Here is a 13,244-nt window from a genome sequence, read left to right as displayed (position 1 = left end):
TCGTGCCCCTCTTATTTTTCTTTACCGAACAAGCCAGCGGGGCGAATCAGCAAAACAATGACCATGATGAAAAACACGACGGTAGACGATGCTTCGGGCCAGAAAACCTTGGTCAGCCCTTCGATGACGCCCAGCGCCAGACCGGTGAGAATCGATCCCATGATGGAGCCCATGCCGCCAATCACCACCACGGCAAACACCACGATGATCAGGTTCTGCCCCATCAGCGGCGTGACTTGGTAGACGGGAGCGGCCAGCACGCCGGCAAAAGCCGCCAGCGCGGCACCGAAGGCATAGGTCAGCGTGATCATCACGGGCACGTTGACGCCGAAAGCCTCGACCAGACGCGGGTTTTCGGTGCCGGCACGCAGATAGGCACCGATGCGCGTCTTCTCGATCACAAACCAGGTCGCCACGCACACCACGATGGAAGCCACGACCACCCAGGCACGGTAATTGGGCAGGATCATGAAGCCCAGATTGGTCGCGCCCTCAAGCAGCTCGGGCGTGTCATAGCCCAGGCCCGAGACGCCATAGACGGAGCGGAACACCCCCTCGATCAGCAGCGACAGCCCCAGCGTCAGCAGCAGGCCGTAGAGATGATCGAGCTTGTAGATCCAGCGCAGCAAGAAGCGCTCGATCAACACCCCCAGAATCCCCACCAGCACCGGCGACAGGATCAGCATCACCCAGTAGTTGATGCCGAAATAGCTCATGGCCATCCAGGTGCACATGGCCCCCAGCATGAACAGGGCGCCATGCGCAAAGTTGATGACATTGAGCAGGCCGAAGATCACGGCCAGGCCCAGACTCAGAATTGCGTAGAACGAACCGTTGACCAGCCCCAGAAGGAGCTGGCTCATCAGGCCGGGCAATGAAACGCCGAAGATTTCCATGAGAGATACGCTGGTGAGGGTGAGGTGTGCATCAAACCGGTAGCGCCATTACTTCCAGAGCGCGCACTTGGTTTCGGCCTTGGTGGTCCAGACCGTATCGGCAGGCAACTTGGTCAGCACCTTGAGGTAGTCCCAGGGCTTGGTGGATTCGCTGGGCTTCTTGGCTTCGACCAGATACATATCGTGGGCGAAAGTGCCGTCGGGACGGATCACGCCCTTGCCGTAGAAGTCGTTGATGGGCGTGCTCTTGAGATGGGCCATCACCTTGTCGGCATTGGTGGTCTTCACCGCTTCCACGGCCTTCAGGTAGTTCATCACGGCCGAGTAGTCGGCGGCCTGCACATCGGTAGGCATGCGCTTGGTCTTGGCAAAGAACTTGTTGGCGAACTTGCGCGATTCGTCGTTCATGTCCCAGTACCAACTGGTGGTGTGCAGCAGGCCTTCGGTGTTCTTCAGGCCCAGGCTGTGGATGTCAGTCAGAAAGACCAGCAGACCGGCGGTCTTCATGGTCTTGTTGATGCCGAACTCCTTGGCGGCCTTGATGGCATTGATGGTGTCGCCGCCCGCATTGGCCAGGCCCAGGATATGCGCCTTGGAGCTTTGCGCCTGAAGCAGGAAGGACGAAAAGTCCGAGGCGTTGAGCGGGTGCTTGACCGAGCCCAGCACCTTGCCGCCCTTGGCGTTGATGACCTTGGTGGTGTCGGCCTCCAGTGCCTGGCCGAATGCATAGTCGGCCGTCAGGAAGAACCAGTCCTTGCCGCCGCGATCCACCACCGCACCGCCCGTGCCCTTGGCCAGGGCCACGGTGTCGTAGGCGTAGTGCACGGTATAGGGGTTGCACTGCTCGTTGGTCAGCGCGGAAGAACCCGCGCCGCTGTTGAAGTGAACGCGCTTTTTCTCGTTGGCGATCTGGGAAACCGCCAGTGCCGTGCCGGAATTGGTGCCGCTGAAGACCATGGAGATGCCCTGCGTATCAATCCATTCGCGCACCTTGGACGCGGCGATGTCGGCCTTGTTCTGATGGTCTGCGCTGACCAGCTCGATAGGCTGGCCCAGGACCTTGCCGCCGAAGTCGTCGATTGCCATCTGCATGGCGACCGCACCGTTCTTGCCCTCCACGTCGGCGTACAGGCTGGACATATCGGTGACGAAACCGATCTTCACCTTTTCCTGGGCCTGGGCCAGAGGGCTGGACAGGCCGGCCACGGCCAGCATGCACGAGAGAACGCTCAGTTTTGCTTTCATCTTTATCTCCACGGGTTGGTTCTTTGTTATGAACGAAATGGAATTGCTTGCAGGCTCAGACACCCAGCAGCTCGTTGAGTACGGACATCTTCTCGTCCAGTTCGCTGGCTCCGAAGCGCAAGGCGACATGACCGTGCTCGACCACATAGAAGCGGTCGGCCAGCGGCGCGGCAAAGCGGAAGTTCTGCTCCACCATCACCACGGTGTAGCCCTTTTCGCGCAGCGTGGTGATCATGCGAGCCAGGGTCTGGACGATGACGGGGGCCAGGCCTTCGGAAATTTCATCGAGCAGCAGCAGGCGCGCGCCCGTTCGCAGGATCCGCGCCACGGCCAGCATCTGCTGCTCGCCGCCCGAAAGGCGCGTGCCCTGGCTGTTCCTGCGCTCATAGAGGTTGGGGAACATCTGATAGATCTCGTCGATGCTCATCCCCGGCTCGCCGGTCTTGAGCGGCGGCGGCAGCATCAGATTCTCTTCACAGGACAGGCTGGAGAAAATGCCGCGCTCCTCGGGGCAGTAACCCACCCCAAGGTGGGCGATCTTGTGCGTGGGCATGTGAATGGTTTCCACGCCATTGATCCTGATCGAGCCCTTGCGCGAGCCGGTCAGCCCCATGATGGCGCGCAGCGTGGAAGTCCGCCCTGCGCCATTGCGGCCCAGCAGGGTCACCACCTCGCCGGGATTGACCACCAGATCCATGCCATGCAGCACATGGGATTCGCCATACCAGGCATTGAGTCCCGAAATTTCCAGCGCCGGAGTACTTGTCTTATTCATTCGTATCACTCAAATCACGCACGAAACCATCAAAGAGGCAGCGAGGAAGGGCCGCCCCGCACCGAGGCTGCCGTCCCCCTCAGGGGGAAGCCGCGTGAGCGGCACAGGGGGAGCATTCAATGCCCTCCCTGAAGCTGCCCGTCCGTGGTCCCCATATAGGCTTCCATCACCTGCGGATTGCGCGAAACCTCTTCGTAGCGCCCTTCGGCCAGAACGGCGCCGCGCTGCAGCACGGTGATGCGATCGGCGATGGTGGCAATCACCTTCATGTTGTGCTCCACCATCAGAATGGTGCGGCCGGCAGAGACCTTCTTGATGAGCTGGGTCACGCGATCCACATCCTCATGGCCCATGCCCTGTGTGGGTTCGTCCAGCAGCATCAGCTCGGGCTCCATGGCCAGCGTGGTCGCAATTTCCAGGGCGCGCTTGCGCCCATAAGGCAGGTTCACGGTCACTTCATCGGCCAGGTCCTGCAGCCCGACTTCGGTCAGCAGTTCCATGGCGCGGTCATTGAGCTGATTGAGCGTCTTCTCGCTGGTCCAGAACTGATAGGCCGTGCCCAGCTGGCGCTGCAGGCCTATGCGCACGTTCTCCAGCAAGGTGCAGTGCGGAAACACGGCGGAAATCTGAAACGAGCGAATCACGCCGCGTCGCGCAATCTGTGCCGGCGCCTCGCGGGTAATGTCCAGCCCGTTGAACTGGATGCTCCCGGAAGTGGGCTCCAGAAACTTGGTCAGCAGATTGAAGCAAGTGGTCTTGCCTGCTCCATTGGGCCCGATCAGCGCGTGAATGGAGCCACGCTGCACGGCCAGATCCACCTTGCTGACGGCGGTAAAGCCTTTGAACTCTTTGGTGAGTTGCCTGGTTTCGAGAATAAGGTCGCTCATGCGCTGGCCGTCAGTCCTGAATGCTGCAAAACAAAGAGGGGAGCAACTTGCTGTACTTCCTCTGCCTGAGCGGCATCTTGGTCTTTCATGCTGCAGTGCCGCAGCGGGAAACTCCTAGGAATGAAGAGCCATCGGACTTATGCTTTCCCTAATCTTCCATAAAACAAATAGCAACAACAGAAGTAACTGCAAACTTCAAACTCATCGCAACTGCAAGTCATGCCAGAGATAGTGGCATCCCCAGGAATATCAGCATCCACTTCGGAATCTCTAAAAAAGCTTATGCCTTATACATATTGCGCTATCAATATTAGTAAGACTGGGCGAAATGCGCCCTCATAGCACAGCGCTCCCCAGATTGGCCCTGATGCCGTAAACCCTGAGTCGCTCAATTCCCACTGGAGTAACCGGGTTACTAGCCCAATGCTCGCAAATATGCTTGCCATTTGTCGTCCTTAAAAACCAAGGGCGACAAAGAACAGCCATATCGCTATTAATTTAAAAGCTGCTTCCGCTTTTCTCATGTGAGTTTCATGCTCCTCTATCCCTGAAACGAATATCTAACCAGCGATAACAGCTATCAAATTATTCAGCAATCGATGCCTGAGGCCATGCCTGCAAGACCTGCCGCGCTGCTCTTGAGTTCCTGCGTGAAAACGAATGGAATAAAACCCCTTGCAGAACTGTTTACTGCAGGTCAACCACAAGGAGAGACCTCATGTTTCGCATCGCTTCTCTGACGCTAGCTTCCGCCGCCCTGCTGGCGGCCTGCTCGACCGGCTCGGTCACTTCGGCAAAATCCCCTGCCACCACCCTCAACGGCGTGCTGGTCGGACCGACCCAGATGACGCTCTACGTCTTTGACAAGGATGCCGCAGGCTCCGGCAAAAGCGTCTGCAACGGCGGCTGCGCCACCAACTGGCCGCCTCTGATGGCCCCCGCGAGTGCGGCGCCGATCGGCGACTGGAGCGTGGTGATGCGCGATGACGGCAGCAAGCAATGGGCTTACAAGGGCCGCCCCCTCTATCACTGGGTCAAGGATGCCAAGCCCGGCGACATGACGGGTGACGGCTTTCTCAACAATAGCTGGCATGTCGCCAAGCCTTGAGTGAAGGTCGACGCCGCCCTGGTCCATATTCCCCGCCTGCGCCGCTATGCGCGTGCGCTGGCGGGCGATGCCGCACTGGCAGACGATCTGGTGCAGGACACCCTGGAGCGCGCCTGCCAGAAGTGGGCCCTGTGGCAGCCGCCGGCCGCCGCCTCGACCGAGCAGGTGCAAAAGGCCTTGCTCAGCTGGCTGCTGACCTTGATGCACAACCTCTATGCCAATCAGTGGCAGCAGTCCTCGCGGCATCGCATGGTGGAGCTTGACGAGGCGCAGGACACGCCTCACGACCCCATGCCCAGACTGACGCTGCAACTGGATCTGGAGCGGGCCCTGTCCCATCTCACGCCGCAGGCACGCGAGGTGCTGCTGCTGATCGGCATGGAGCAGTTCAGCTATGGCGAAGCCGCGCAGATGCTGGGCGTTCCCGTGGGAACGGTGATGTCGCGCCTCTCGCGTGCCCGCGAACAGCTCAGGCGCCTCATGGAAGGAGAAAGACCCGCGACGACCGTGTTGAGGGCTGTCAAATGAAGGAAAGTGCAATGACACCCCAGCGCCCCGATGAAACCACGCTGCATGCCTGGGTGGATGGAGAGTTGCAGCCCGATGCCGCTGCGACCGTGGCGCAATGGCTGGCCGAACACCCCGAAGAAGCAGCGCGCATGGCCGCCATTCAGGCCCAGAACGCGGGCCTTCAGGCTCTGCATGCGCAATTGCTCGAAGAGCCGGTCCCGCCCCGGCTCATACTATCCCTGCAAAAGCCGGCGCTGCAGTGGCGCTGGCAACATGCGCTGGCCGCAGGCATCATGCTCAGTGTGGGTCTGGGACTTGGCTATGGTGCAGGCCAGCAAAAATCCGGATCGCTGCCAGCGGACACGGCCGTGCAGTTGCCAGGCTTTGTCCGCGAGGCGGCTGCTGCCCATGCCGTCTATGTGCCCGAGCAGCGCCACCCCGTCGAGGTCGCGGCACAGCAGCAGGCGCATCTGGTGCAGTGGCTGTCCAAGCGGCTGGGCGTTGCACTCAAGCCGCCGGTGCTGGAAGCCCAGGGCTTTCATCTCATGGGCGGGCGGCTGCTGCCCGGGGAGACCGGCCAGGCCCGCGCCCAGTTCATGTACGAGGATCAGGCCGGCCAGCGCGTCACCCTGTATGTCTCGGTGCTCAAGCCCGGGACGGCAGCCACCACCGCCCCTGCCTCCTTTCAATGGAGCAGCGACGGTGCAAGCCATGGCTTTTACTGGATCGACGGCCGGCAAGGCTATGCCTTGAGTGCCTCCCTGCCGCGCGAGCGCCTGCAGGCTCTGGCCAACGCGATCTATCAGCAACTGAGCTGAAGCTACAGCCCCTGGCGTCGTGCAAGGGAGAGTGAAGGTCTGGGCTTATTGCAGGCTGCCGCTGCCGCCTTCGCCACTGGCCGACTCGGGCAAGGCCAGGGGCAGGACGCCAATGCCCTCTTCCAGCAGCTCCATGGCCTCCTGGGCGCTGGTCTGGCCGCGAATGGCGCGCTCCTCGGTTTCACCGTAGTGAATGCGGCGCGCCTCTTCGGCGAATTTTTTGCCGACGTCCTCGGTATTTTGCGCAACCTGGCGCGACCACTGCATCCAGGCGGCATGCATGGACTGCAGATGTGCCCGCGCCTCGGCGCTGATCTCGGGTACGGCGACGGGAAGCTCCGGCGCTGCGGCAGGAGCCGGCTTCGCAGTCTGGGCAGCTTTGGGCGGCTGTGCGCCCAGATTGAGACGGGGAGCACTCAAGCGCTTGGTCACATCACTGTCGCCGCAAACAGGACATTCCACCAGCTTGCGCTGCAGCTGATTCTGAAAATCATCTTCCGAAGCAAACCAGCCTTCAAAGACATGGCCTGCAGGGCAGTGAAGATCAAGCACTTTCATGGCGCCACTCAACCCTTGCGGTGAACCAGATAGCGATAAACGAAGCCGGGAAATGCCAGCGTCAAAAACAGCGTAGCAGTAATGGCATAGAACTCCCAGCCTTGGGGAGATATCTGACCGGCGCGACGCTCCAGCAGCAAGCCCAGGCCGCCCACCAGCAGGTACAGGGCAATCATTTCCAGCAGGCGCACCCACAGCGGCTTGCGACCGGCCATGACGGGGCCGATGATGCCCAGACGCTGGTTGATAAAAGGCAAATTGGCTGCCACAAGGGCAGCCAAGATGATGAGCCAGATAGAGGCGGTTATAGACACAAAGCCATTCCTAGAAAAAGCGATGAGGGCATCAAGCCCTCATCACATTCGTCTTATCAGGAAGCCAGGGCACGCACAACGGCGTCAGCGCACAAGGCCATCAGACCGCCGGGCAGGATACCCAGCAGCAGAACCAGCGCACCGTTGATCGTCAGCACAACGCGTACATCCAGAGGGGCAGACACGCTGGTAGCAGTGATTGGAGCATCAAAGTACATGACCTTGACCACGCGCAGGTAATAGAAGGCGCCGATCAGCGACATGATCACGGCGAACACGGCCAGACCGATGTATAGGCTGCTGCCCGAAGCGACCAGTGCCTGCAGCACGGACAGCTTGGCGTAGAAGCCGACCAGCGGAGGAATACCGGCCATGGAGAACAGGCAGATCGCCATCACGCCGGCGTACAGCGGGCTGCGCTGGTTCAGGCCGGCCAGATCGGCGATCTCTTCGCTTTCAAAGCCTTCGCGGGCCAGCAGCAGGATCACGCCGAAGGAAGCCAGGGCAGTCAGCACATAGGTCACGATGTAGAACATCGCCGAGCTGTAGGCATTTTCGACGGTGGCAGGATCGACCTTGCCGTCCACCACACCCGACATCAGACCCAGCAGCACGAAGCCCATCTGGGAAATCGTCGAGTAAGCCAGCATGCGCTTGAGGCTGGTCTGCTGCAGACCGGCCAGGTTGCCGATGAGCAGCGAGCAGACGGCCAGCACCATCAGCATCTGCTGCCAATCGATGGCCAGCGGCAGCAGGCCGTCCACCAGCAGGCGGATGGTCATGGCAAAGGCAGCCAGCTTGGGTGCGCCACCGATCAAGGCAGTGATGGCGGTAGGTGCACCCTGGTAAACGTCGGGCACCCACATGTGGAAGGGAACCACACCCAGCTTGAAGGCCAGACCGGCGACCACGAAGACCAGACCGAAGACCAGCACCTGGTGCTTGATTTCACCGGAATTGATGGCCTTGAAGACCTGTCCGATATCCAGCGAACCGGTGGCGCCGTAGAGCATGGACATGCCGTACAGCAGGAAACCGGAAGCCATGGCACCCAGAACGAAGTACTTCATGGCGGCTTCGACGGACACGGTGTGGTCACGGCGCAGAGCCACCAGCGCATAGCTGGACAGTGTCAGCAGCTCCAGGCCCAGATACAGGACCAGGAAGTTGTTGCCGCTGATCATGATGAACATGCCCAGCAGGGCCAGCATGGACAGTGTGAAGAACTCACCGCCGCGCAGCATGTCGCGCTCGGCCGCATAAGGGCGGCCGTAGACCATGGTGATCATCACGGCGATAGTGGCAAAGCACTTGAGCCAGTTGCCCATGGCGTCCGAGACAACCATGTTGCCCCAGCCGTAGAAGGTATTGCCGCTCGCGGCGTACATGCCTTGCATCACCGCCACGACAAGCAGGGTGAGCATGGTCAGAACATAGGTGCCGGTGCGACGGGCGCTCTTGACGCCCAGGTCCACCAAGGCAATGACGCAGGCCATGACCAGGAGAGTGATCTCCGGGTAGATCGCCAGCCAGCTGATGTTGTCAATCATCTCGTGTCTCTCGTTTCAGTCTGGTCAGTTGAGCTTGCTCACAGCCACATGCTTGATGAGCTCTGCCACAGACACATCCATCACATCGGTGAAGGGCTTGGGATACAGACCCATGACCAGCACGGCCGCGGCCAGCAGGCCCAGCACCAGGAATTCGCGGCAGTTGATGTCCTTGAGTTCAGCCACATGGTCGTTGGCCACGGCACCCAGGTACACGCGCTTGTACATCCACAGGGTGTAGGCAGCGCCGAAGATCAGAGCGGTTGCAGCGCCCAGACCAATCCAGAAGTTGTATTGCACGGCACCCAGGATCACCATCCACTCGCCGACAAAACCGGCGGTTGCAGGCAGACCGCAGTTGGCCATGGCAAACAGCAGAGCAAAGGCAGCGAACTTGGGCATGGTGTTGACCACACCGCCGTAAGCGGCGATTTCGCGGGAGTGAACGCGGTCGTACAGCACGCCGATGCACAGGAACATGGCGCCGGACACGAAACCGTGGGCAATCATCTGCACCAGGCCACCGGAGATGCCCAGGTTGTTGAACATGAAAAAGCCCAGGGTCACAAAGCCCATGTGAGCCACGGACGAATAAGCTACCAGCTTCTTCATGTCCTTTTGCACCAGAGCCACCACACCCACATAGATCACGGCAATCAGCGACAGCGTGATCATCAGGCCCGACCACTCATGCGCCGCATCGGGAGCAATGGGCAGAGAGAAGCGCAGGAAACCATAGGCACCCAGCTTCAGCATGATGGCGGCCAGCACGGCGGAACCGCCGGTAGGGGCTTCAACGTGAACGTCAGGCAGCCAGGTGTGGACCGGGAACATGGGCACCTTCACCGCAAAAGCGGCGAAGAAGGCGAAGAAGATCAGCGTCTGTGCGGTACCGGACAGGGGCAGCTTGTGCCAGTCCAGGATCTCGAAGCTGCCGCCCGACTGGGTGTACAGATAGATCAGTGCGACCAGTGTGAGCAGCGAGCCCATCAAGGTGTACAGGAAGAACTTGAAGGCTGCGTAGATACGGTTCGGGCCGCCCCAGATACCGATGATGAGATACATCGGGATCAGAGTCGCTTCGAAGAACACATAGAACAGCATGCCATCCAGAGACGCGAACACACCGATCATCAGACCCGACAGGATCAGGAACGCGCCCATGTACTGGTTCACGCGCTCGGTGATGTTGGTCCAGGAGGCGATCACCACGATGACGGTGATGAAGGCCGTCAGCGGCACAAACCACATGGAGATGCCATCCACGCCCAGGTGGTAGTGGATGTTGAAGCGCTCAATCCAGAGCGCGTTCTCCACAAACTGCATATTGGCAGTCGTGGTGTCGAAGCCGGTGACCAGAGGAATGGTCACCGCAAAACCGATCAGCGCACCGATCAGTGCCAGCCAGCGCACCGCGTTGGCCTGCCCTTCTTTGCTGAAGGCCAGCAGGAGGGCGCCAAAAGCAATCGGCACCCAGATAGAAAGACTCAACAAACCCATTTTTGTTCTTCCCCTACTACTTGTTGAGCCACACGAAGTACGTCATGAGGGCAACGATACCCAGCAGCATGACCAACGCGTAGTGATAGAGATAGCCTGTTTGCAGGCCGCGCACCCACTGACCGAACTTGGCCATGAGCTTCCAGGAGCCATTGACGATGGCGCCATCGATGATGGCCTGATCGCCGGCCTTCCAGAAGAAGGTACCGAAGGCACGGGAGCCGCGGGCGAAGATGTTCTCGTACACCCAGTCCACGCCGTACTTGCCTTCCAGAACCTGGTACAGACCAATCTTCTTGGAGAAAGCCATGATGGCGGCAGGAATCTCGGGCTTGACCATGTAGAACACATAGGACACCACCACACCGGCCAGAGCCAGCCAGAACGGTGCAGCCGTGAAGCCGTGCAGTGCCATCGGCACCCAGCCGTGGATCTGCTCGGCCAGTTCGGCCATGGCGCCATGCTTGGAGCCATCGACGTGGATCACGCCCTTGAAGAAGTCGCCAAACAGCATGGGCATCAGCGCAATCGCACCGATCAACACCGAAGGAATGGCCAGCAGCACCAGAGGACCGGTCACCACCAGAGGCGACTCGTGGGGCTTGGCATCATGGCCATGGCCGTGGTCGTCATGACCGTGGTGGTCATCATGGTGGGCATCGGGGTTCTGGTCGTAGCGCTCCTTGCCGTGGAAGACGATGAAGTACAGACGGAAGGAGTAGAAAGCCGTGATGAACACACCGGCCAGAACTGCAAAATTGGCAAAGCCGGCAGCAGGCAGGTTGGAAGCGTGAACCGCCTCGATGATGGCATCCTTGGAGTAGAAGCCCGAGAAGAACGGCGTGCCGATCAGCGCGAGGTTACCCAGCAGGAAGGTGATCCAGGTGATGGGCATGTACTTGCGCACGCCGCCCATCCAGCGGATGTCCTGATTGTGGTGCATGCCCATGATGACGGAGCCGGCACCGAGGAACAGCAGAGCCTTGAAGAAGGCGTGGGTCATCAGGTGGAACACGGACACCGAGTAGGCCGACACACCCAGAGCGATGGTCATATAGCCCAGCTGGGACAGCGTGGAGTACGCAATCACGCGCTTGATGTCGTTCTGGATGATGCCCAGGATACCCATGAACAGCGCTGTGATGGAGCCGATCACCAGGATGAAGTTCAGCGCAGCGTCCGACAGCTCATACAGAGGAGACATGCGCGACACCATGAAGATGCCGGCCGTCACCATGGTCGCCGCGTGAATCAGCGCGGAGATAGGTGTGGGGCCTTCCATGGAGTCCGGCAGCCAGGCGTGCAGCGGGAACTGGGCCGACTTGCCCATCGCGCCGATGAACAGGCAGATGGCAGTCACGGTCACCAGCAGCCAGCCCGTACCGGGCAGCTGGGTGTTCTGGATCTCTGGCAGCTTGGCAAAGATTTCAGAGTAGTTCAGCGTGCCGGTGTAGGCCGCAATCAGGCCGATACCCAGAATGAAGCCGAAGTCACCCACGCGGTTGACCAGGAAGGCCTTCAGGTTCGCGAAGATGGCCGTAGGCTTCTTGTAGTAGAAGCCGATCAGCAGATAGGACACCAGACCCACGGCTTCCCAGCCGAAGAACAGCTGCAGCAGGTTGTTGCTCATCACGAGCATCAACATGGAGAAGGTGAACAGCGAGATATAGGAGAAGAAACGGTTGTAGCCGTCATCCTCTTCCATGTAGCCCATGGTGTAGATGTGAACCATCAGCGACACAAAGGTCACCACGCACATCATCATGGCCGTGATGGAGTCGATCAGGAAACCGACTTCCATCTTCAGGCCACCGACAACCATCCAGGTGTAGATGGTTTCGTTGAACTTTGCGCCGTCGAACACGACAGCCTTGAACGTGAGGGCCGACAGAACGAAGGCCAGGAGCACGCTCAGAATCGTCAGGGAACTGCTGCCGGTGCGACCAATCTTGTTGCCGCCAAAGGCCGTGCCCCAGATACCCGCGAGTGCGGAGCCGACCAGCGGTGCCAACGGCACCGCAAGCAGCATGGATGCAGAAAGGGTTTGACTCATTTCTTGAGAACCTTGCAAGTTACGGCGGACTCAACCCTTGAGGGCGTTGAGATCTTCCGCATCGATGCTTGTCTTGTTACGGAACAGCAGCACCAAGATCGCCAGACCGATGGCCGATTCAGCAGCAGCCACTGTCAGGATGAAAAACACGAACACCTGGCCGTGCATGTCGCCCAGATAGCTGGAAAACGCGACAAAGTTCATGTTCACGGCCAGCAGCATCAGCTCGATGGCCATGAGCAAGACGATCAGGTTCTTGCGGTTCAGAAAGATGCCAACCACGGAGAGTGCAAACAGCATGGCACCCAGCGTCAGGAAGTGGCCCAAAGTCAGCGTCATGCTTTTGTCTCCACAGCAGGCGCTGCAGCCGCGGCTTCAGCGTCAGGTTTTTGTGCAGGCTTGGTGCTGTCGACCTTGACCAGCTTGATGCGGTCAGAGGCGCGTACACGAATTTGATCTGCAGGGTTCATGGCCTTGCTGTCCTTGCGCTTGCGCAGCGTCAGGGCAATTGCGGCAATCATGGCCACCAGCAGGATCACGGCCGCAATTTCCACGGGATACAGGTATTCCGTGTACAGCAGCTTGCCCAGAGCCTGTGTGTTCGAGTAAGGAACGGTCTGGCCGGCGGCATTGACCATGGTCGCACCAACAGCCTTGGCGTCTTCGACATCACCGAAACCGCCCATCAGCACCATGCCCATTTCAAAGGCGATCAGCACACCGATCAGGGCGGCGAACGGGAAATGCTTCCAGAAACCGCGGCGCATGGAGTCGATACGGATATCGAGCATCATCACCACGAACAGGAACAGCACCATCACAGCGCCCAGATAGACCAGCACCAGAGCGATGCCGAGGAATTCAGCCTTGAGCAGCAGCCAGATGGCGGCAGCCTGCGAGAAGGCCAGAATCAGATTGAGCACGGCGTGCACAGGGTTGCGAGCCGTGACAACCCGGAAGGCTGCAAACAGCAGCACGACCGAGAACAGATAGAAAAAACCAGTTTTGGCGTCCATGGATCGAATCTTTT

The 13,244-nt window shown here is 59.7% G+C and carries 14 protein-coding genes; 3 read left to right on the top strand and 11 right to left on the bottom strand.

Features of this window, described 5'->3' with window-relative positions:
* Positions 1-11 precede the first annotated feature (11 nt).
* From AAIL66_RS01630 to AAIL66_RS01615, 4 genes are all read right to left on the bottom strand, one after another.
* Positions 12-896 (bottom strand): branched-chain amino acid ABC transporter permease, encoded by an 885-nt coding sequence (locus AAIL66_RS01630; RefSeq protein WP_003057801.1) that lies wholly within the window; start codon positions 894-896, stop codon positions 12-14.
* Between the two features lie 48 nt (positions 897-944).
* Positions 945-2,141, bottom strand: a complete 1,197-nt coding sequence (locus AAIL66_RS01625) for an ABC transporter substrate-binding protein (RefSeq protein ID WP_034378762.1) — start codon at positions 2,139-2,141, stop codon at positions 945-947.
* A gap of 55 nt (positions 2,142-2,196) precedes the next feature.
* Positions 2,197-2,916, bottom strand: coding sequence for an ATP-binding cassette domain-containing protein (locus tag AAIL66_RS01620; protein WP_003064410.1), 720 nt, complete (start codon positions 2,914-2,916; stop codon positions 2,197-2,199).
* A gap of 116 nt (positions 2,917-3,032) precedes the next feature.
* Complete coding sequence (locus AAIL66_RS01615) at positions 3,033-3,803, bottom strand: ABC transporter ATP-binding protein (RefSeq protein ID WP_034359801.1); 771 nt, start codon at positions 3,801-3,803, stop codon at positions 3,033-3,035.
* A 718-nt stretch (positions 3,804-4,521) separates the two neighbouring features.
* Here AAIL66_RS01615 and AAIL66_RS01610 point away from each other — a divergent pair.
* The 3 genes from AAIL66_RS01610 to AAIL66_RS01600 are packed head-to-tail and all read left to right on the top strand — an operon-like array spanning position 4,522 to position 6,239.
* A complete protein-coding gene (locus AAIL66_RS01610; protein ID WP_012837322.1) occupies positions 4,522-4,911 on the top strand; it encodes a hypothetical protein in 390 nt (129 codons plus the stop codon).
* Positions 4,912-5,439: an RNA polymerase sigma factor gene (locus AAIL66_RS01605; protein ID WP_034408699.1), complete on the top strand. Its 528-nt coding sequence runs from the start codon at positions 4,912-4,914 to the stop codon at positions 5,437-5,439.
* Between the two features lie 11 nt (positions 5,440-5,450).
* Positions 5,451-6,239, top strand: coding sequence for an anti-sigma factor (locus AAIL66_RS01600; protein ID WP_343495848.1), 789 nt, complete (start codon positions 5,451-5,453; stop codon positions 6,237-6,239).
* 45 nt (positions 6,240-6,284) lie between these two features.
* Here the strand turns inward: AAIL66_RS01600 and AAIL66_RS01595 are convergent, their stop codons facing one another.
* Genes AAIL66_RS01595 through AAIL66_RS01565 form a run of 7 tightly spaced genes read right to left on the bottom strand, consistent with a single transcriptional unit; the run spans position 6,285 to position 13,230 of the window.
* Positions 6,285-6,797: a DUF1178 family protein gene (locus AAIL66_RS01595; protein ID WP_034389394.1), complete on the bottom strand. Its 513-nt coding sequence runs from the start codon at positions 6,795-6,797 to the stop codon at positions 6,285-6,287.
* Positions 6,798-6,805: 8 nt separating this feature from the next.
* Entirely contained in the window at positions 6,806-7,111 is a 306-nt protein-coding gene (locus AAIL66_RS01590; protein ID WP_003076486.1) for a DUF2818 family protein, read from the bottom strand.
* Between the two features lie 56 nt (positions 7,112-7,167).
* Positions 7,168-8,661 (bottom strand): NADH-quinone oxidoreductase subunit NuoN, encoded by a 1,494-nt coding sequence (nuoN, locus tag AAIL66_RS01585; RefSeq protein ID WP_003064398.1) that lies wholly within the window; start codon positions 8,659-8,661, stop codon positions 7,168-7,170.
* Positions 8,662-8,685: 24 nt separating this feature from the next.
* Positions 8,686-10,161, bottom strand: a complete 1,476-nt coding sequence (locus AAIL66_RS01580; protein ID WP_343495847.1) for an NADH-quinone oxidoreductase subunit M — start codon at positions 10,159-10,161, stop codon at positions 8,686-8,688.
* A gap of 16 nt (positions 10,162-10,177) precedes the next feature.
* Positions 10,178-12,214 (bottom strand): NADH-quinone oxidoreductase subunit L, encoded by a 2,037-nt coding sequence (gene nuoL, locus AAIL66_RS01575; protein WP_343495846.1) that lies wholly within the window; start codon positions 12,212-12,214, stop codon positions 10,178-10,180.
* Between the two features lie 30 nt (positions 12,215-12,244).
* Positions 12,245-12,553: an NADH-quinone oxidoreductase subunit NuoK gene (nuoK, locus tag AAIL66_RS01570; RefSeq protein ID WP_003057821.1), complete on the bottom strand. Its 309-nt coding sequence runs from the start codon at positions 12,551-12,553 to the stop codon at positions 12,245-12,247.
* On the bottom strand, positions 12,550-13,230 hold the full coding sequence (locus AAIL66_RS01565; RefSeq protein ID WP_003076492.1) for an NADH-quinone oxidoreductase subunit J: 681 nt from the start codon (positions 13,228-13,230) through the stop codon (positions 12,550-12,552). Before AAIL66_RS01565 ends, nuoK begins: the two co-directional genes overlap by 4 nt.
* Positions 13,231-13,244: the final 14 nt, after the last annotated feature.

The sequence above is a fragment of the Comamonas sp. F1-6 genome (assembly GCF_039581415.1).
GTDB lineage: Bacteria > Pseudomonadota > Gammaproteobacteria > Burkholderiales > Burkholderiaceae_C > Comamonas > Comamonas thiooxydans.
This window is presented reverse-complemented; position numbering and strand designations above follow the sequence as displayed.